The sequence below is a fragment of the Jeotgalibacillus marinus genome (genome assembly GCF_040801915.1).
GTDB lineage: Bacteria > Bacillota > Bacilli > Bacillales > Jeotgalibacillaceae > Jeotgalibacillus > Jeotgalibacillus marinus.
This window is the reverse complement of sequence record NZ_JBFMIA010000014.1, coordinates 41,200-58,906: the sequence shown is the minus strand read 5'-3', so window position 1 is coordinate 58,906 and position 17,707 is coordinate 41,200. Positions and strand designations below refer to the sequence as shown.

The 17,707-nt window shown below is 42.5% G+C and carries 25 protein-coding genes; 2 read left to right on the top strand and 23 right to left on the bottom strand.

The features are described 5' to 3' along the window. Window positions 1-278: 278 nt before the first annotated feature. Entirely contained in the window at window positions 279-998 is a 720-nt protein-coding gene (locus tag AB1471_RS13225; RefSeq protein WP_367780243.1) for a polysaccharide deacetylase family protein, read from the top strand. Window positions 999-1,052: 54 nt separating this feature from the next. Here AB1471_RS13225 and AB1471_RS13220 read toward each other — a convergent pair whose 3' ends face one another. Further along, on the bottom strand, window positions 1,053-1,730 hold the full coding sequence (locus AB1471_RS13220) for a KinB-signaling pathway activation protein (protein WP_367780242.1): 678 nt from the start codon (window positions 1,728-1,730) through the stop codon (window positions 1,053-1,055). 149 nt (window positions 1,731-1,879) lie between these two features. Between AB1471_RS13220 and gerD the strand changes: the two genes are divergently transcribed. After that, window positions 1,880-2,512 carry a spore germination lipoprotein GerD gene (gene gerD, locus AB1471_RS13215; protein ID WP_367780241.1) on the top strand — a complete coding sequence of 211 codons (633 nt, stop codon included), beginning with the start codon at window positions 1,880-1,882 and terminating at the stop codon, window positions 2,510-2,512. A gap of 131 nt (window positions 2,513-2,643) precedes the next feature. Here the strand turns inward: gerD and salA are convergent, their stop codons facing one another. From salA to rplF, 22 genes are all read right to left on the bottom strand, one after another. Further along, window positions 2,644-3,696, bottom strand: coding sequence for an iron-sulfur carrier protein/transcriptional regulator SalA (gene salA, locus AB1471_RS13210; protein ID WP_367780240.1), 1,053 nt, complete (start codon window positions 3,694-3,696; stop codon window positions 2,644-2,646). A gap of 94 nt (window positions 3,697-3,790) precedes the next feature. Then, on the bottom strand, window positions 3,791-4,510 hold the full coding sequence (cwlD, locus tag AB1471_RS13205; RefSeq protein WP_367780239.1) for an N-acetylmuramoyl-L-alanine amidase CwlD: 720 nt from the start codon (window positions 4,508-4,510) through the stop codon (window positions 3,791-3,793). Between the two features lie 321 nt (window positions 4,511-4,831). Beyond that, complete coding sequence (gene rpsI, locus AB1471_RS13200; RefSeq protein ID WP_367780238.1) at window positions 4,832-5,224, bottom strand: 30S ribosomal protein S9; 393 nt, start codon at window positions 5,222-5,224, stop codon at window positions 4,832-4,834. 25 nt (window positions 5,225-5,249) lie between these two features. Beyond that, window positions 5,250-5,687: a 50S ribosomal protein L13 gene (rplM, locus tag AB1471_RS13195; protein WP_367780237.1), complete on the bottom strand. Its 438-nt coding sequence runs from the start codon at window positions 5,685-5,687 to the stop codon at window positions 5,250-5,252. Window positions 5,688-5,986: 299 nt separating this feature from the next. Continuing rightward, on the bottom strand, window positions 5,987-6,742 hold the full coding sequence (gene truA, locus AB1471_RS13190; RefSeq protein WP_367780236.1) for a tRNA pseudouridine(38-40) synthase TruA: 756 nt from the start codon (window positions 6,740-6,742) through the stop codon (window positions 5,987-5,989). A gap of 12 nt (window positions 6,743-6,754) precedes the next feature. Continuing rightward, the gene (locus AB1471_RS13185; RefSeq protein WP_367780235.1) at window positions 6,755-7,558 is read right to left on the bottom strand and encodes an energy-coupling factor transporter transmembrane component T family protein; all 804 of its coding nucleotides are present in this window, start codon (window positions 7,556-7,558) and stop codon (window positions 6,755-6,757) included. Further along, window positions 7,555-8,421, bottom strand: coding sequence for an energy-coupling factor ABC transporter ATP-binding protein (locus tag AB1471_RS13180; protein ID WP_367780234.1), 867 nt, complete (start codon window positions 8,419-8,421; stop codon window positions 7,555-7,557). The genes AB1471_RS13185 and AB1471_RS13180 overlap by 4 nt, the downstream gene beginning before the upstream one ends. Then, window positions 8,397-9,236, bottom strand: coding sequence for an energy-coupling factor ABC transporter ATP-binding protein (locus AB1471_RS13175; RefSeq protein WP_367780233.1), 840 nt, complete (start codon window positions 9,234-9,236; stop codon window positions 8,397-8,399). Before AB1471_RS13175 ends, AB1471_RS13180 begins: the two co-directional genes overlap by 25 nt. Window positions 9,237-9,754: 518 nt before the next feature. Beyond that, window positions 9,755-10,135 (bottom strand): 50S ribosomal protein L17, encoded by a 381-nt coding sequence (gene rplQ / locus AB1471_RS13170; RefSeq protein WP_367780232.1) that lies wholly within the window; start codon window positions 10,133-10,135, stop codon window positions 9,755-9,757. A 57-nt stretch (window positions 10,136-10,192) separates the two neighbouring features. After that, on the bottom strand, window positions 10,193-11,137 hold the full coding sequence (locus tag AB1471_RS13165; RefSeq protein WP_367780231.1) for a DNA-directed RNA polymerase subunit alpha: 945 nt from the start codon (window positions 11,135-11,137) through the stop codon (window positions 10,193-10,195). Between the two features lie 174 nt (window positions 11,138-11,311). Beyond that, window positions 11,312-11,701 carry a 30S ribosomal protein S11 gene (rpsK, locus tag AB1471_RS13160; protein ID WP_367780230.1) on the bottom strand — a complete coding sequence of 130 codons (390 nt, stop codon included), beginning with the start codon at window positions 11,699-11,701 and terminating at the stop codon, window positions 11,312-11,314. 25 nt (window positions 11,702-11,726) lie between these two features. Beyond that, complete coding sequence (gene rpsM / locus AB1471_RS13155) at window positions 11,727-12,092, bottom strand: 30S ribosomal protein S13 (protein WP_367780229.1); 366 nt, start codon at window positions 12,090-12,092, stop codon at window positions 11,727-11,729. 22 nt (window positions 12,093-12,114) lie between these two features. Then, window positions 12,115-12,228, bottom strand: coding sequence for a 50S ribosomal protein L36 (gene rpmJ, locus AB1471_RS13150; RefSeq protein ID WP_000868344.1), 114 nt, complete (start codon window positions 12,226-12,228; stop codon window positions 12,115-12,117). Window positions 12,229-12,265: 37 nt separating this feature from the next. Continuing rightward, window positions 12,266-12,484 carry a translation initiation factor IF-1 gene (infA, locus tag AB1471_RS13145; RefSeq protein WP_367780228.1) on the bottom strand — a complete coding sequence of 73 codons (219 nt, stop codon included), beginning with the start codon at window positions 12,482-12,484 and terminating at the stop codon, window positions 12,266-12,268. A gap of 333 nt (window positions 12,485-12,817) precedes the next feature. Continuing rightward, complete coding sequence (map, locus tag AB1471_RS13140) at window positions 12,818-13,564, bottom strand: type I methionyl aminopeptidase (RefSeq protein ID WP_367780227.1); 747 nt, start codon at window positions 13,562-13,564, stop codon at window positions 12,818-12,820. After that, entirely contained in the window at window positions 13,564-14,214 is a 651-nt protein-coding gene (locus AB1471_RS13135; RefSeq protein WP_367780226.1) for an adenylate kinase, read from the bottom strand. The genes map and AB1471_RS13135 overlap by 1 nt, the downstream gene beginning before the upstream one ends. Window positions 14,215-14,276: 62 nt before the next feature. Further along, entirely contained in the window at window positions 14,277-15,572 is a 1,296-nt protein-coding gene (secY, locus tag AB1471_RS13130; RefSeq protein WP_367780225.1) for a preprotein translocase subunit SecY, read from the bottom strand. After that, window positions 15,572-16,012, bottom strand: a complete 441-nt coding sequence (gene rplO, locus AB1471_RS13125; RefSeq protein WP_367780224.1) for a 50S ribosomal protein L15 — start codon at window positions 16,010-16,012, stop codon at window positions 15,572-15,574. The genes secY and rplO overlap by 1 nt, the downstream gene beginning before the upstream one ends. 30 nt (window positions 16,013-16,042) lie before the next feature. Then, window positions 16,043-16,225: a 50S ribosomal protein L30 gene (rpmD, locus tag AB1471_RS13120; RefSeq protein ID WP_367780223.1), complete on the bottom strand. Its 183-nt coding sequence runs from the start codon at window positions 16,223-16,225 to the stop codon at window positions 16,043-16,045. A gap of 13 nt (window positions 16,226-16,238) precedes the next feature. After that, the gene (gene rpsE / locus AB1471_RS13115) at window positions 16,239-16,739 is read right to left on the bottom strand and encodes a 30S ribosomal protein S5 (protein ID WP_367780222.1); all 501 of its coding nucleotides are present in this window, start codon (window positions 16,737-16,739) and stop codon (window positions 16,239-16,241) included. A 23-nt stretch (window positions 16,740-16,762) separates the two neighbouring features. Next, entirely contained in the window at window positions 16,763-17,125 is a 363-nt protein-coding gene (gene rplR, locus AB1471_RS13110; RefSeq protein ID WP_367780221.1) for a 50S ribosomal protein L18, read from the bottom strand. Between the two features lie 33 nt (window positions 17,126-17,158). After that, a complete protein-coding gene (gene rplF, locus AB1471_RS13105; RefSeq protein ID WP_367780220.1) occupies window positions 17,159-17,695 on the bottom strand; it encodes a 50S ribosomal protein L6 in 537 nt (178 codons plus the stop codon). Between the last annotated feature and the right edge of the window lie 12 nt (window positions 17,696-17,707).

The following is a 17,707-nucleotide window of genomic DNA, read 5'->3' as shown; positions in this document are numbered from 1 at the left end:
AATTAACGTTGACGTTTTAGGTTGTTTAGTTTTCAAGGTTCAAGGTATTTCGTTTTCGTTGCTCTCTCAAGCGACCAAATAATCATAACATTTATCTAAACATTATGTCAACAACTTTTTTAAAATATTTTCTGTTGTTGTGTTGGCGCACTTCAAAAGCGACGCTTATAAATATAGCATCGCATTTTCATATAGTCAATACATTTAAAGAAAAAAGATATTTTCCTTTGTTGCTTCATATGCTTTTAAACATAGTGGATTGTGAAGGAGGCTTGTTGATGAGAGAGCATTTTTTAAACAAAAGATTTGCGACTGGATTTGTGCTGCTGATTATAATTATGATCCTTGTGTTGATTTTGCCTACTCCGCCTAATACGTTAAACGTGGCAGGTGTTTGGCCTTCGCCTGGCATCCTTTACAAAGGAGACGAAGGGGTTTCTTTAACGTTCAATGTTGAATTAGGGGATGATTCTGTATTATGGCTTTTGGAGGAGCTTGAACAAAATGATATTCGTAAAGCTACGTTTTTTTTAGATCCAGCATGGGTTGACAGACAGGATGAGGTCGTCAAAGAAATTGCACTTTCCGGATTTGATATTGGCGTTTTTGACCCACACCCCTCTCGTTTTACGTCGCTTGAGCCTGAAGAGGTTGAGAAACACTTAAAGGATATTCGTGTGTTCTTTGAAGAACATGGGCTCGAGGTTGGATATTACCGCACGAAGGACGAGCTCCTTGACCCTTCTATCATAAAGTTAATGTCAAAAAATGAGTTCATCGTTGTGGGACATCAAGTCAGCAGTGACGGATTGAATGAGAGAAAAACAACTTCGTTTAATGGGGCTGTGGTGGAAATGGTTGTTCCAAATCGTCTGCAAGATGTAAAGGATGATTGGGCGATGTGGTTCACTTCAATGAAGAAAGATAAGAATGTTTCATTTGTTTCATTGCTTGAATTGATGGCTTCCTCAGATAGTAAAATACGACTACTCGAGTGATTTTGAATTAAAAAACGGGTAGAACAAAAACTATGCTCTACCCGGATCATGTCATTATTTTGTTTTGTTTTGTTGTGTACCGCTTTCTTTTTTCCTTGCTTCTTTTCGTGCAAGTCGCTCTGTACGTTCTTTTTGTGAACGCTTATTGTAGCGTGGGAGCGAGAGAATTTGGTAGGCATTGGTTGCAAGGAGCGTGAACATAATTGTGATGAGCCAGTAGGTTTCGTTACTGCGGAGAACAGGCAACCACTCTAATGTTGTCACGACAACCATGAAAAACAAAGCAGCAGGAAAAATGGATTTGTTTGTTTGCTTTGCTCTTAACGAGGCGACAAGTAGGCCAACGATTAGAATAAAAATTGCTAAACCGATGTACGGCAATAACGATGCTCCATCATCTGCGAATGCCTGAAATCGGAAATAGACCAAATCAAATAAAACGAATGCAACAAGGACCAATTGTACAGAATTCCATAATTTAACTGAACGAAAAATCCCCATCCCAAATTGGTGGATGGTTAAGTAGGCAAGGAACCCCATCTGACTGACTACACTGAAGGTCATTCCTACTCCAACCATCCAAACGATTACGGAGATCACTTCTACGATATCTTGCCCACTCAATAATATAACGAGCTCATTCCAACGCACGACTATACCGACAATTCCAGTCGTGATACCTCCAACGAGCAACGTGCTTATAAAAAAACGAATCCAACTTCGGATAGTCACGTATTTATCCCCCAAACGTTATTTTAAAATCTCTCCACCGATTGTACCAATCACCTTTGAAAAAATCTATGGCTACCTTGTGAACGTGCATATTTTCCCCCTGTTTGCAAAAGCTAAAAACAAAGCTGATTAAATGGGGGTGATGATAGATGAAAAAAGCGATTGTTATTTTTGCAGGTCTTATTGTTATACTTTCGGGCTGTGGTGGCGGAGAACAGTCCGTAAGCTATGAGGAAACGAAACAGATGTTCATTGATTTATTAAAAACAAATGAAGGAAAAGAAGCCGTTCAAGAACTTTTTTCAGATGAAGACATAAAAAAAGAATTAGTCCTGGATCAACAAGTGGTAAAAGAAGCCATCGATACTACGTTGTTATCTAAAGATGGGAAAAAGTTTTGGGAAGACACTTTTAAAGATCCTGCTTTTGCTGAGGTTTTAGCAAAAAGCATGAAAGATGAGCATGAAAAGTTAATTAAAGGATTAATGAAAGATCCCGAATATCAAGAGATGATGTTACAACTTTTACAGGACCCTACTATGCAAGAGCAAACGCTCGATTTGATGAATAGCCAAGCGTATCGTGAAGAAACGAAGAAACAAATGATGGAGGTTATGGAAAGCCCGCTGGTTCAAAAAGAGATGCAGGATTTGTTGGTAGAAGCCGCGAAGAAATTAGCTGAGTCTGACGATGACAAACAAGAAGATTCTGGTGATGAAGAAGGTGGAGGCGATGAAGAAGAAAGTTCAGATGGATCAGGTGAGGGTAATGGCAATGAGTAACCTCTAATTTTGGTTATGCGAACTCAGTCAGTTGATATGAAAATCTCGAATATGCTAATCAAGTCATTCATCCATCATTTTTATCACAAAAAGCTTGACCACGTTTTACAACGTAGTCAAGCTCTTTGATTTCATGTTCTGTCAATCACTTGTTGTGCGATGTCTGCGTAAATTTCACCTAATCGGTGGTCTTCGCCGTATACAGATGGGGCGAAGTTGTTTTCATCCCAGTCTGGTTGTTGGAGCGGCAGTTTACCAAGGAGGTCTGTGCGCAGTTCGTCTGCGAGTTTCTCTCCTCCTCCTTGACCAAATACATATTCGCGTTCGCCCGTCTTTTTACTTTCGTAAAATGACATGTTTTCAACCACACCGAGGATTGAGTGGTCTGTTTGCAATGCCATTGCACCCGCCCTTGCTGCTACGAAGGCAGCTGTCGGGTGAGGTGTTGTAACGATTATTTCTTTACTTGACGGAAGCATCGCGTGAACATCAAGCGCCACATCACCTGTCCCAGGCGGAAGATCGAGTAGTAGGTAATCAAGTTCACCCCACTCTACTTCCGTAAAGAAGCTATTCAACATTTTCCCAAGCATTGGCCCACGCCAAATAACCGGCGCATTATCTTCAACGAAAAAAGCCATTGAAATAACTTTTACACCAAAACGATCTACTGGGATGATCCGCTCACCACGAACAACTGGGCGTTGGTTGATCCCCATCATATCCGGAACACTGAACCCATAGATGTCGGCATCGATTAAACCAACTTTTTTACCTGCACGTGCAAGAGCAACAGCCAAGTTTACTGAAACGGTTGATTTTCCTACTCCACCTTTACCACTTGCCACGGCGATGAATTGTACTTTATTGGTTGGAGAGAGCAGATTATCTTCCACTGCGTCTCCTGTTTTTCCGCGAAATTGTTCAAGTGCTTCAGGAGGTAATTCAGTAAAACGAATACCAACTGAGTCAGCACCCGCTTTTTTAAGTGCGTCGACAACAGCCATTTGAAGCTGCATTTGCTCAGCTGTACCTGTTTTCGCAAGTGCAATTTTTACGCTGACATGTTGTTTTTCTTCTTTTATTCTGATTTCAACAATCCCGCCTGTTTCGGCAAGTGTTGTATGTAGGATTGGATCATTCATGGAGCCTATAAGTTCGTGTGCTTGTTGTTCTGTAATCAAAGCATGACACTCCTTCATTGAATTCGTTTACATCCTAGTCAGTATAACACAGGAAAATAACTACGTCTTTGAAGGGAACCTATAGGTTTTCTCGTTACAATTCTTCTTTCAAACTTTCCTCATCTGAGTAATGACGCAAAATCCCTAAATAAATAGCTGCAGCGATTTGTTGTTGATATTCTTCCTGCAAAAGCCACTGACGTTCCTCTTTATTTGATAAAAAGCCTGCCTCCACCAACACACCAGGCGTTTCGGCATGACTCAGCACATAAATACCATCAATTGTTTTCGCTTTACGAGTGTTGTTGGGTAAATGGCGAACAAGCTCTTGTTGGACAAAACGCGCAATTCGTTCGTTGTCGTCATTAAATTTGGTATAAAACGTTTGCGCCCCGCTCCACTGGGTTTGCGGAATTGCATTTAAATGGATGCTGATAAAAAGGTCGTTATCCTTGTCATTAAGTAAATCTAATCGATTTTTGAGATCTTCACTTTTCCGATCCCTGATGCGAGTTGTATCCTCGTCAGCCAAATCCATATCCGTTTCTCTAGTCATCCGCACGATTGCCCCTTGTTCTTCTAAATACGCTCGTAACTGATTCGCAATTTTTAACGTCAGGTTCTTTTCTAGAATCTTCTCATACGAAGCACCGCCATCTGCACCACCGTGACCTGGATCTAATACAATCACTTCTCCTGACAGCGGCATCCCCCATTGTTCAATCGCGTTAATGATTACGCGATCCACCCTCCAACTAAATACAGTGATCCCCACCATCACGACCACGAGAGAAAAAATGATTCGTTTTTTCATGCGTCCCACCCACCTTAAAGATAGATGGACTAGCATATGCTTATCTAGCTTTTCGTAGAAGTTGAATAGGGTATAAGAAGTAGCATTTGAACTGGACGGAATACCCAATCCATTCATAAAATTAGGTGAGTATAAGACGTCTGTCTTTTTTGCCACTCACACATGCCGACAATCTGCGCAGGAAAACGAAAAATAAACCGGATGTACAGTCTGGAAAAGTGAGATGAACAACAATATATGATTCGCGATTTTCGTAATATTGTTCACACCAACAAAAAAACCCCCAACCCATAAAAGGTTGAGAGCTTTTGAAAAGAAAGATTAACGTTTTGAGAACTGAGGTGCACGACGAGCGCCTTTAAGACCTGGCTTCTTACGCTCTTTCATACGTGAGTCACGAGTTAGTAGACCCGCGCTCTTAAGTGCGCCACGGTATTCTGGGTCAACGTTTAGCAATGCACGAGAAATCCCGTGACGAATTGCTCCCGCTTGTCCAGTATAACCACCACCATTAACGTTTACATAAACATTGTAGCTTCCTAGAGTTTCAGTAATGTTAAGTGGTTGTTTGATTACTTCGCGTAGTGCTGCGAATGGAATGTAGTTTTCAACTTCGCGTCCGTTGACCACGATTTGACCGTCGCCTGGTACTAAACGTACACGTGCAGTAGAACTTTTACGACGTCCTGTTCCGATATATTGAACTTGTGCCAAGATAATTCCCTCCTCTTAAAATGAATTAACCGCGTAGCTCGTAAGCAACTGGTTGTTGTGCTGCATGTGGGTGCTCTGCTCCAGCATAAACGTGAAGCTTTTTAAAGATTTGACGTCCAAGAGAGTTCTTTGGAAGCATACCTTTAATTGAAAGTTCAAGCATTTTTGTTGGGTAGTTTGTACGCATTTCTAGCGCTGTACGTTGCTTCAAACCACCTGGGTGCATGCTGTGACGGTAGTAAATTTTGTCCGTTAGCTTTTTACCTGTAAGTTCAATTTTTTCAGCGTTGATGATGATTACATGATCACCAGTGTCAACGTGTGGTGTAAATGTTGGTTTATTTTTACCACGCAAGATTGCAGCAACTTCGCTTGATAGACGTCCAAGAGTCTTGCCTTCGGCGTCTACAACGAGCCACTTGCGTTCTACTTCGTGACCTTTAGCCATAAATGTTGTACGCATGAGTTTACCTCCTAATTAAGTTTAAGGTGTTGCATCTATTCTTTTGAGCCGTATTTATACACTTCGCACTGATAAGGTCCGGGTCTCATCAGGGGTGAAATACATACCATAGTATATGATATAACCTCTCGACTCTTATGTCAAGGACATGTTACACCAGGTAGAGTTGTTATTATAAAAGTGCATATAATTCGGTCAGCTCCGATGTTTATCGCATCCTTTGCCAACTGGACAGCGTGATTTAAACCTCAAGGAGCTATCCACATACTAAAAATCAGCATAATAAATATTTTATCTCGCTATTTACGACGGGCATCACTATACTCTACTTCCCACAAATACAAGCCGTGGGCTGGTGCAGTTTTACCAGCTAGGGTTCGGTCTTTTGCTTCAAGCAGTGCGCGAATGTCACTGGGCTTAAATTTTCCGTAACCAACGTCAAGCAATGTCCCCACCATAATACGTACCATGTTATATAGGAATCCATTTCCTTTTACAATAAAAATCCACTCGGATCCTCTTTCGATGATGTCAAAGCGCTCAATCGTTCGGACACGATCCAACACCTCTGTCCTAGCAGAAGAAAAACTTGTAAAATCGTGTTCTCCGATTAACTGCTGTGCCGCTTCTCTAATCAAATCAAGGTCCAGTGTTAGTGGATGATGTACGGCATAGTGTCTGCGAAAAGGTGTCGGCACTTCACCGCGGTCGATTACATAGCGATATTCTTTGCCAGTAACTGAAAAACGTGCGTGAAAGGTTTCAGGAACCTGGGCAGCATGTCTCACCACTATTTCATTTGGAAGCTTTTGATTCAACACGACAGGCCACTTTTCTCCTGGAATCTGATAGTCCGTGTCAAAATGAATCACCTGACCAACCGCATGCACTCCTGCATCGGTGCGACCACTAGCAGTGACTCGTGTTTTCTTCCCTTTATGAATATCCGTTAAGACGCGTTCAAGCTCGCATTGCACGGTACGCTTGTTTGGCTGAACTTGATAACCAGAAAAGCCGGAGCCGTCATAGGATACGATACATTTAAATCTAGGCACGAGAAGTCCCCCTTACATCCAAAGCCTCAACACAATGAAAATCGTCGCTAGGAGCACGAGAGAAAACAATGCGAACGTATCTCGCACATGCCATTCAAGCAAGCGGTATTTTGTACGCCCATCTCCTCCACGGTACCCACGAACTTCCATTGCTGTTGCTAAATCCTCAGCTCGTTTAAATGCGTTGACGAAAAGAGGGATCATAAGCGGCACAACCGCCTTTAGACGATCTTTTAACGGGCCACTCGACATGTCTGATCCTCTCGCCATTTGCGCTTTCATAACTTTGTCCGTTTCATCCATTAAGGTTGGGATAAAGCGAAGTGCAATCGACATCATTAGCGCAAGCTCATGAGCTGGAAATTTAATTTTTTTTAGTGGATTTAATAAACTTTCAAGTCCATCTGTGATCGAAATTGGTGTCGTCGTCAGTGTCAAGAGGGAAGTCATAAAGACAAGTAGCAAGAAGCGTGTTGATATAAAGAACGCTTGGCGAATGCCCTCTTCATAAATCTTCATAAACCCCATATCGACGACCACATTTCCTTCACGCGCAAAAAACATTTGCAAAATAAATGTGAGTGCGATAAGAATCATTACAGGCTTAAGTCCTTTAATTAAAAAACGTATGGTTATGCCAGATAGCCAGATACAACCGACAGTAAATGCTGCGGCTGCGGCATAAGCCCAAACATTATTCGCGATAAAAATGATAGCAATAAACGCGAAAACAAATACTAGCTTTGCCCGTGGATCCATTCTGTGTACAATGGAATCGGCAGGGATATAGCGCCCAAAAATCATTTTTTCCATCATAACGGACGCCCCCTTGACAAGTCTTTCCACTCAGCAACGAGTTCATCCATCGTCAAACAAACACCCGAAAACGTACGACCTGTCTTCTGCTCAAGCATACGTTGGAATTGCACAACTTCAGGTACCCCTAATCCCCATTCAGCGAGACGATCCGCATCACTAAATAGTTCCTTAGGCGTTCCTTCATGTACTTTCTTTCCTTTATGCAAAACAACAATCTTATCCGCATATGCAGCAGCGTCTTCCATGCTGTGTGTGACTAATATCGTTGTTAGTTTGCGTTCTTTGTGCAGACGATAAAACATATCCATCATTTCTTTACGACCACGTGGATCTAACCCGGCAGTTGGCTCGTCAAGTACTAGAACATCTGGTTGCATGGCTAATACACCCGCAATTGCCACTCGACGCATTTGCCCGCCTGACAGATCAAACGGTGATTGGTCTAATATGTCTTTTGATAAGCCAACTTCTTCGATCCAGTAAGCAGCACGTTCTTTGGCTTCCTCTTCACTCACACCAAAGTTCATCGGACCATAGCAAATATCCTTGAGTATCGACTCTTCAAACAATTGCTGTTCAGGAAATTGAAACACAATACCAACTTTTTGACGAATCGACTTCAAGTCCTTTTCTTTGCGACCTGCTTTCACCGTACGATCTCCAATAACAACGGAACCAGATGTCGGTTTAAGCAGTGCATTTAAATGCTGAAGCAAGGTTGATTTACCTGATCCGGTATGACCAATAATCGCAACGTATTGACCACTCGGAATCGTAAACGTAACCCCTCTAATCGCCTTCTTTTCAAAAGGAGATCCTGCTGCATATCGATATTCTACTTGTTGAAGTGAGACATCCATAGCTCATTCACCAACTCTTCTTCTGTTAAATGCTGTCCCTTTAGTGGAACGCCTTGCGTTTTAAATGCATTGCTCATTTTTAGCGGGAATGGCAGGTCAAGTCCTAGCTTGACGAGTTCATCGCCAAGTTGGAAGATTTCTTCAGGCGTACCTGTTTTGAATACTTCCCCTTGGTTCATAACGATTATTCGATCCGCTTTAGCTGCTTCTTCTAGATCATGCGTAATCGAAAGCACCGTCATTTGCTGTTCTTCTTTTAAATTACGAACAAGCGAAATTACTTCTTGACGTCCAGTTGGATCAAGCATAGAGGTTGCTTCATCCAAAATAATAATATCGGATCTTAACGCAAGCACGCTTGCCATCGCGACTCGCTGTTTTTGACCACCCGACAGATGGTGTGGCTCTTGATTTAGAAAATCGTCCATTTTCACTTGTTCGAGTGCGCTGTGAACGCGTTTGACCATCTCTTCATGTGGGATCCCGTGGTTCTCCAAACCAAAAGCCACATCATCTTGTACAGTTGTTCCAACAAATTGGTTGTCGGGGTTTTGAAACACCATCCCGATGTGTTTTCTCGTATCCCAAACCGTTGTAGACTCCAGTTTCATTTCTGCAATGCGAATTTCACCTTGGTCAGGAAAATAAAGTCCATTCATCAGTTTCGCGAGTGTTGATTTGCCAGATCCGTTGTGACCGACAATAGCAACCCATTCACCTTCATGAATCGAAAAGGAAACATTCTTTAATACATCCTGCTCCGAACCAGGGTAGCGAAATGTAATAGAATCTAATGAAATGATTTCTCTAGTCACACGTCTAACCCCCTATCCAAAAAGCGTAAGTAGCTAGCCCAGCTCCGACAGGCATAAAACGCGCTGACGAGCGTGGGTTATGACCCCAAGGAGCTAGCCACTGAAGCTAGATTATATCCAAAACACGTAAGCTGGCGTTTAGCTCCGGCAGGCATAAGCTACGCTGACAAGATAGCGCTCTTTGCCAACTAGTCTGCGGGGCTCGAGGAGTTGTCCACTGAAACTAGAACCCACCTACAGCATACTTTGTTCGTCCCAACTAATTTATAAACTTCTTTCATACAAAAAAAGCGCGCACCTCATTCAAGGAAATGCGCTCGCTTGATTAAAAAAACTATCCTGTTCCAATTCCATTGTGACGATGGATGGATGAATGAGGTGCTAAGAGCTAGACAAGACAGGCAAACCTGCTCATCATAACACTCTGCTTTTTGCGTGTCGTATTGATCGTTTAGCTTTTAAAGAAAGAGGGCGAGAGCAGTTAGGCTCTAACTGTTCCGCCCTCTGTGGTGTTCGAATTATACTAATTCGATGATAACCATTGGTGCGCCGTCGCCACGACGAGGACCAACTTTCATGATACGGGTGTATCCGCCTTGACGTTCTGCATAGCGTGGCGCTACATCTTCAAATAATTTTTGAAGAGCCATTACAGATGTTTCTGTACCTTCTTCATCTGTTGTAACTGCTTGATCACGACGGATGTAAGCAGCTGCTTGACGACGAGCGTGCAAGTCACCGCGCTTTCCAAGTGTGATCATTTTTTCTGCAACTGAGCGAAGTTCTTTCGCACGAGATTCAGTTGTTTCAATGCGCTCGTTAACGATCAAGTCTGTAGTAAGATCACGAAGTAGTGCCTTACGTTGAGAGCTTGTGCGTCCTAACTTTCTGTAAGCCATGAAGGGTTCCCTCCTTTGTTGAAATTGTGTCTATCGTTGTTGTATTCGTACGTGGGTTCAGTCTTCTTTACGAAGTCCTAATCCAAGTTCATCTAATTTTACCTTAACTTCTTCTAGTGATTTACGACCAAGGTTACGCACTTTCATCATGTCCTCTTCTGACTTGCTAGCCAGCTCTTGAACTGTGTTGATTCCTGCACGCTTCAAGCAGTTATAAGAACGAACTGATAAATCAAGTTCTTCGATCGTCATCTCAAGAACTTTTTCTTTCTGATCTTCTTCTTTTTCTACCATGATTTCGGCATTCTGTGCTTCGTTGGTCAAACCTACAAAAATGTTAAGGTGTTCAGTCAGAATTTTAGCACCTAGAGCTACTGCTTCTTTCGGACCAATACTTCCATCTGTCCAGACATCAAGAGAAAGTTTATCGAAGTTAGTCATTTGACCAACACGAGTATTTTCAACCTGATAGTTTACACGAGAAATAGGTGTATAGATCGAATCGATTGGAACTACACCGATTGGAAGATCTTCACGTTTGTTTTGTACAGCAGGCATGTATCCACGACCGCGTGTCGCACTTAAACGCATACGAAGATGTCCATTTTTACCGATTGTTGCAATGTACAGATCAGGGTTGAGAATCTCAACATCACTGTCATGTGTGATATCAGCTGCTGTTATCACTCCATCACCTTGAACATCGATTTCAAGTGTTTTTTCTTCATCTGAATAGATCTTTAGCGCTAATTTCTTGATATTCAAAATGATTGTTGTAACATCCTCTACGACACCTTCAATAGTTGAAAATTCGTGAAGTACACTATCAATTTGAATTGAAGTGATCGCAGCACCAGGAAGTGAGGATAATAGGATACGACGCAAGGAGTTACCCAATGTTGTACCATACCCACGCTCAAGTGGTTCTACAACGAATTTTCCGTAATTGGCATCATCGTTGATCTCAACCGTCTCAATTTTTGGTTTTTCAATTTCGATCATTCAAATTCACCCTCCTTCAAAACGTCGAAACCCCGGATTATAGATTCTATGAATCATTCCGAAATTCCCCATGTCTACGGTTCCCATTGTGCATACAACTGGATCTTTCATTTCTGCAAGAAGGAATCTACTGATCCCAGTATCGACAAGGATCAAGATTTTATACAGAAAAAATTAAACACGACGACGTTTCGGTGGGCGACAACCATTATGTGGAACTGGAGTAACGTCTTTGATCGCTGTTACATCAAGACCTGCAGCTTGTAGTGCGCGGATAGCCGCTTCACGACCTGCACCAGGACCTTTAACTGTTACTTCAAGAGTTCTCAAACCATGCTCCATTGAAGCTTTAGCTGCTGTTTCAGCTGCCATTTGCGCTGCGAATGGTGTTGATTTACGAGAACCTCTGAAACCAAGTGCACCTGCACTTGACCATGCAATTGCATTACCATGAGTGTCTGTAATCATCACGATTGTGTTGTTAAAAGTTGAGCGAATGTGTGCAATACCAGCTTCGATATTTTTTTTCACACGACGCTTACGTGTTTGTTGTTTACGTGCCATGTTGAGAAGAAACCTCCTTTACTAATTATTTTTTCTTGTTAGCTACGGTCTTACGAGGACCTTTACGAGTACGCGCGTTGTTCTTCGTGTGTTGTCCACGAACCGGAAGTCCACGACGGTGACGAAGTCCACGGTATGCACCGATTTCCATTAGGCGTTTGATGTTAAGTGATACTTCACGACGAAGGTCACCTTCAACTTTCAAACGGTCTACGATTTCACGAATTTTATTTAGCTCATCTTCAGTTAAATCGCGAACGCGAGTATCTTCAGATACGCCTGCTTCAGCAAGAATTTGACCTGCTGTTGATTTACCGATACCAAAGATATACGTTAGAGAGATTACTACGCGCTTGTCACGCGGAATATCTACACCAGCAATACGTGCCATTTAAAGAGCACCTCCTTCTTTATTAGCCTTGTTTTTGTTTATGCTTAGGATTTTCGCAAATCACCATTACTTTGCCGCGTCTGCGGATGACTTTACACTTTTCGCAGATCGGCTTAACAGATGGTCTGACTTTCATCTTATCTAAACCTCCTTAGTGGTCGGAGTGCAAAATGTTATTTGTAACGGTATGTGATACGGCCACGCGTCAAGTCATATGGAGATAACTCCACTGTTACTCGATCGCCTGGTAAGATTCGAATGAAATGCATACGAATTTTACCGGATACATGTGCAAGTACACTATGACCATTCTCTAGTTCTACCTTAAACATTGCGTTAGGCAAAGTATCAACTACGGTTCCTTCAATCTCGATAACATCGTCTTTCGCCATCGAACAAGTCTCCCTTCTTTATTAAAATTCCAGGATCTCATGGACAAATTTTTATACCTGCATGACGCAGTTTGTCATTTGTCACACGCCTAGTCTCGGACATACTATTTTGAACTTCTGGGGATACATAATTTTATGAAGTCAAATATTGAATGTTTTTCGTCTTGGGTCGATTGAACTTCCGGCGTTCACCGTCCACAATTAAAACAAACTTCTCATCCAACCGATGAATGACAACCGAATATACGAAAGTATCACGGCCCTTGTTCACATGCACGATTTGCCCTATCCCGGGGGCCGAAATCGAATTTAAACAATTAGGATTACCTTCATTTAGGCTTTTGTCAGGATTTCATAACCGCTCTCAGTGATCGCAATTGTGTGTTCGAAATGAGCACACATTTTACCATCTACGGTTACGACTGTCCAGTTATCAGAAAGAGTATTGACATATCGACTTCCTGCATTCACCATCGGCTCAATGGCTAGTACCATGCCGGGCTTTAGGCGTGGCCCTTTGTTAGGTGGACCGTAGTGAGGAATTTGTGGTGCCTCATGCAAGTCTTGCCCAACTCCGTGCCCTACATACTCACGTACAATTGAAAAACCATTGTCTTCAACAAACGTTTGTATGGCATGAGAAATGTTCGAAAGACGCTCACCCGGCTTCGCTTCCTTTAAGCCAAGAAAGAGTGATTCTTCCGTGACATCTAGGAGCTTCTGTGTGTCAGTAGATATACTTCCAACCGGATACGTCCAAGCTGAATCGCCATGGTAACCCTTGTAGTTAGCACCGATATCGATGCTGATGATGTCACCATCAACCAAGGTCCGGTTGCCCGGTATCCCATGAACGAGCTCTTCATTAACCGATGCACAGATGCTGCCGCGAAAACCATTGTATCCTTTAAAGGACGGAACAGCGTCATGCTGACGGATAAACCGATCAGCAATCTCATCTAGTCCCTTCGTTGTGATTCCAGGCGCTATATGCTTTTGCAACTCCTGATGGGTTAACGCAACAATTTTGCCTGCTTCGCGCATGATCTCGATCTCACGAGGAGTCTTGCAAATGATCATTAGCGAAGGCCTCCGAGCAAGTCATTGATATCAACAAATACTTTCTTAATATCCTGTTGACCATCAATATCCTTTAACACGCCCTTTTGACTATAAAAATCAAGAAGAGGCTGCGTTTGTTTCATATTAACATCTAAACGATTCTTAACAGTCTCAGGCTTGTCATCTATACGCTGGTAAAGTTCTCCACCGTCTTTATCACAGATACCTTCTACTGCAGGAGGATTAAAGATTGTATGATATGTGGCTCCGCAAGTTTTGCAAATCCAACGTCCTGTAAGACGTTTCATCAATTCTTCTTGTTCCACCTTGATGTTTAGAACATAGTCTAATTTTTTGCCAAGGTCAGTAAGTAACGAGTCAAGCGCGTCAGCTTGAGCTACTGTTCTTGGAAAACCGTCAAGCAAGAACCCTTTTTGGCAATCATCTTTACTTAATCGTTCATGCACAATTCCGATGGTTACTTCATCTGGTACCAAGTTTCCTTGGTCCATGAACGATTTTGCTTTCAAGCCTAATTCCGTGCCATTTTTAATGGCTGCACGGAACATATCTCCTGTTGAGATATGAGGGATTTCATATTTTTCAATAATCTGTTCAGCCTGGGTACCTTTACCAGCACCAGGTAAACCCATTAATACAATATTCACAAGTAAGCCCCCTCAGTCTAGATGGGCTTCGGGGTAGACTTTGTGACCCCAAAACCATGTGGCTATCTCATAAATCCTTTATAACTACGCTTCACAAGTTGTCCTTCCAACTGCTTCATTGTCTCAAGCGCAACACCTACAATGATCAAAAGGCTTGTTCCGCCAATTTGAACAGACGGAGGAAGTCCAGCTAAGTTAATAAAGAAGAGTGGAAGAATTGAAACAACCGATAAGAAGATTGCTCCTACAAATGTTAAACGGTAAAGGAGGCTCGTCAAGTAATCCTGAGTTGCCATTCCTGGACGAATGCCTGGGATATAGCCACCTTGTTTTTTAAGGTTTTCAGCCATGTTTTCTGGATTAACTTGAATGAAGGCATAAAAATACGTAAACGCAATAATTAAACCAACATAAATTGTCATTCCTATCGGCTGTGTATAGTCAAAGATTTCTTGGATCGTTACTGTAATGTTGTTCGATCCAAAGAATGATACAAGTGTTTGCGGCGTAATAATAAAGGCGCTCGCGAAGATAACCGGAATTACTCCCGCTGCATTTACTTTTAAAGGCAAGTGAGTCGATTGACCACCCGTAGCAGGTGCATTTTTTCCACCTACACGTTTTGCGTATTGCACAGGGATTTTACGTAACGCTTGTTGAACGAAAATAACCCCAACTGTAATCGCAAGAATTGCCAATAGAAGTAACAAAATAATGATAATATTCAAGAAAAGCTGTTCTCCAGCGCCTTGAAGTTTTGTAGCGTAAATTTGACTAACAGTGCTAGGAATAGCCGCCACGATACCTGCAAAGATGATGATGGAAATACCATTTCCAACACCCTTTGCCGTGATTTGCTCTCCTAACCACAGCAAGAAGGCTGTACCAGTTGTTAGTACGATTGCGATTAACAGATACGTTCCGACAGAATTATCTGCAATCAGCCCACCACCATACATAATGTTAAAGCCGTAAGACATTCCAATCGCTTGGACGAATGCAAGGACAATTGTGAAATATCTTGTGAACTGAGCCAACTTACGACGCCCAACATCCCCTTGCTTTGCCCACTCTGCAAACTTTGGAACGACGTCCATTTGTAAAAGTTGAACAATGATGGATGCCGTGATGTACGGCATGATACCCATCGCTAAGATTGAGAAGTTGACTAAGGCTCCGCCCCCGAAGGTATTCATGAAGCCAATTAAACCTGACATTTCGTCTTGAATTACACTAGCATCCACTCCAGGAACTGGAATAAATGTACCGATTCGGAATACCACCAACATTAAAAGGGTGAAGATAATTTTGTTTCTTATATCACCCACGCGCATAAAATTGGAGATTGTTCGAAACATTAAACCACCTCGGTTGTTCCGCCAGCAGCTTCAATGGCTTCTTTAGCAGTAGAGGAGAATTTGTGAGCTTTAACTGTTAGTTTTTTCTCGATTTTCCCTTTTGCAAGAATCTTGATACCTGCTCTTTCATTACTTACAACACCTGTTTCGATGAGAAGCTCCGGAGTTACTTCCGTACCTTCTTCGAAACGGTTCAATGCGTCAAGGTTGACGATCGCCAATTCCTTACGATGGATGTTAGTGAATCCTCGTTTTGGAAGACGACGAGCCAATGGGTTTTGACCACCCTCGAAGCCAGGACGTACTCCGCCGCCTGAACGAGCGTTTTGACCTTTATGACCTTTACCAGAAGTTTTACCGTTACCAGAACCGATACCGCGACCTACACGGTTACGTTCTTTACGAGAACCTTCTGAAGGCTTTAACTCATGAAGTTTCATAGTGGCACCTCCTTGTTGATAGACATTATATTAAAGTTCTTTTACTGATACCAAATGAGAAACTTTGTTAACCATACCACGGATCGCAGCGTTATCTAGTTGCTCAACAGTTTGGTTTGTCTTGCGTAAGCCTAGTGCTTCAACTGTTTTGCGTTGATCTTTGTTACGGCCGATCAAGCTACGAGTGAGGGTAATTGCTAGTTTGTTCGCCATCAAATTTCCCTCCTTATCCTAACAGTTCTTCTACTGATTTACCACGAAGTTTCGCGACGTCTTCAGCACGCTTAAGTTGCGTAAGACCGTTGATAGTAGCACGAACCATGTTGATTGGTGTGTTAGATCCTAGAGATTTAGACAGGATGTCTGCAACACCTGCAAGCTCAAGTACCGCACGTACAGGTCCTCCAGCAATAATTCCTGTACCAGGAGATGCTGGTTTAATCAGGATTGACCCTGCACCAAAATGACCTGTTACTAGGTGAGGAGTTGTTCCTCCTACCATTGGTACTTCAATTAGATTTTTCTTTGCGTCTTCGATTGCTTTACGGATCGCATCAGGAACCTCTTGGGCTTTACCTGTACCGAATCCAACGTGGCCGTTCTTGTCGCCTACCACTACTAGAGCGGAGAAACGGAAGCGGCGTCCACCTTTAACAACCTTAGCTACACGGTTAATCGTAACTACGCGTTCTTCAAGTTCGAGTTTGTTTGGATCAATGCGAAGCATCTGGTTTGTCCCTCCTTTTTCTATTAAAATTCAAGTCCGTTTTCACGTGCAGCGTCTGCTAGAGCTTTCACGCGTCCGTGGTAAAGATATCCTCCACGGTCAAATACGACTGATTTCATGCCTTTGTCAATTGCACGCGTAGCGAGTAATTGACCAACTTTAGTTGCTGCGTCAACATTACCGCTATCTTCAATGCCAAGCTCCTTGTCAGATGTAGAAGCACTAGCTAGTGTAGTACCATTTACATCATCGATTAGTTGAGCATAGATGTGCTTGTTAGAGCGGAAGATGTTTAAACGTGGGCGTGATGTAGTTCCAGAGATTTTAGAACGTACACGAGCATGACGTTTTTTACGTACCGCATTTTTGTCAGCTTTTGTAATCAATCAAGGTCACTCCTTTCATGCGCCTAAGCGACATTATTTACCTGTTTTACCTTCTTTACGACGAACTTGTTCGCCTTCATAACGAATTCCTTTACCTTTGTAAGGCTCTGGAGGACGTACGTCACGGATGTTTGCAGCAAGTGCACCTACGCGCTCTTTACTTGCACCCTTGATGATGATTTTTGTATTTGAAGGAACTTCAACTTCAATTCCTGCTTCTGGTGTGATCTCAACTGGGTGAGAGTAACCAACGTTTAGGACTAGTTTGTTTCCTTGTTTTTGAGCACGGTACCCGACCCCGATTAATTCAAGACCGCGTTCGAATCCTTTTGATACACCTTCTACCATGTTTGATAGGATCGCACGAGTTGTTCCGTGGATTGTACGGTGTTCTTTAGAATCAGAAGGACGTACTACAGTAAGTGTAGTGCCTTCTTGCTCAAATTTCATATCTTTATTGAAAGTGAAACTTAATTCACCCTTTGGTCCTTTAGTTGTAACGGTTGAACCGTCAATAGTAAGCGTTACATCAGAAGGTACCTCAACTGGTTTTTTACCTACGCGAGACATTCTGTTGCACCT

What these genes read in the sequence shown, in the direction of transcription:
- AB1471_RS13225 (WP_367780243.1), top strand. Translation starts at nt 279, where the DNA reads ATGAGAGAGCATTTTTTAAACAAAAGATTTGCGACTGGATTTGTGCTG.
- gerD (WP_367780241.1), top strand. Translation starts at nt 1,880, where the DNA reads ATGAAAAAAGCGATTGTTATTTTTGCAGGTCTTATTGTTATACTTTCG.
- cwlD (WP_367780239.1), bottom strand. Translation starts at nt 4,510, where the DNA reads ATGAAAAAACGAATCATTTTTTCTCTCGTGGTCGTGATGGTGGGGATC.
- rplM (WP_367780237.1), bottom strand. Translation starts at nt 5,687, where the DNA reads ATGCGTACAACATTTATGGCTAAAGGTCACGAAGTAGAACGCAAGTGG.
- AB1471_RS13185 (WP_367780235.1), bottom strand. Translation starts at nt 7,558, where the DNA reads ATGATGGAAAAAATGATTTTTGGGCGCTATATCCCTGCCGATTCCATT.
- AB1471_RS13180 (WP_367780234.1), bottom strand. Translation starts at nt 8,421, where the DNA reads ATGGATGTCTCACTTCAACAAGTAGAATATCGATATGCAGCAGGATCT.
- rplQ (WP_367780232.1), bottom strand. Translation starts at nt 10,135, where the DNA reads ATGGCTTACAGAAAGTTAGGACGCACAAGCTCTCAACGTAAGGCACTA.
- AB1471_RS13165 (WP_367780231.1), bottom strand. Translation starts at nt 11,137, where the DNA reads ATGATCGAAATTGAAAAACCAAAAATTGAGACGGTTGAGATCAACGAT.
- rpsK (WP_367780230.1), bottom strand. Translation starts at nt 11,701, where the DNA reads ATGGCACGTAAACAACAAACACGTAAGCGTCGTGTGAAAAAAAATATC.
- rpsM (WP_367780229.1), bottom strand. Translation starts at nt 12,092, where the DNA reads ATGGCACGTATTGCTGGTGTAGATATTCCGCGTGACAAGCGCGTAGTA.
- rpmJ (WP_000868344.1), bottom strand. Translation starts at nt 12,228, where the DNA reads ATGAAAGTCAGACCATCTGTTAAGCCGATCTGCGAAAAGTGTAAAGTC.
- infA (WP_367780228.1), bottom strand. Translation starts at nt 12,484, where the DNA reads ATGGCGAAAGACGATGTTATCGAGATTGAAGGAACCGTAGTTGATACT.
- map (WP_367780227.1), bottom strand. Translation starts at nt 13,564, where the DNA reads ATGATCATTTGCAAGACTCCTCGTGAGATCGAGATCATGCGCGAAGCA.
- secY (WP_367780225.1), bottom strand. Translation starts at nt 15,572, where the DNA reads ATGTTTCGAACAATCTCCAATTTTATGCGCGTGGGTGATATAAGAAAC.
- rplO (WP_367780224.1), bottom strand. Translation starts at nt 16,012, where the DNA reads ATGAAACTTCATGAGTTAAAGCCTTCAGAAGGTTCTCGTAAAGAACGT.
- rpmD (WP_367780223.1), bottom strand. Translation starts at nt 16,225, where the DNA reads ATGGCGAACAAACTAGCAATTACCCTCACTCGTAGCTTGATCGGCCGT.
- rpsE (WP_367780222.1), bottom strand. Translation starts at nt 16,739, where the DNA reads ATGCTTCGCATTGATCCAAACAAACTCGAACTTGAAGAACGCGTAGTT.
- rplF (WP_367780220.1), bottom strand. Translation starts at nt 17,695, where the DNA reads ATGTCTCGCGTAGGTAAAAAACCAGTTGAGGTACCTTCTGATGTAACG.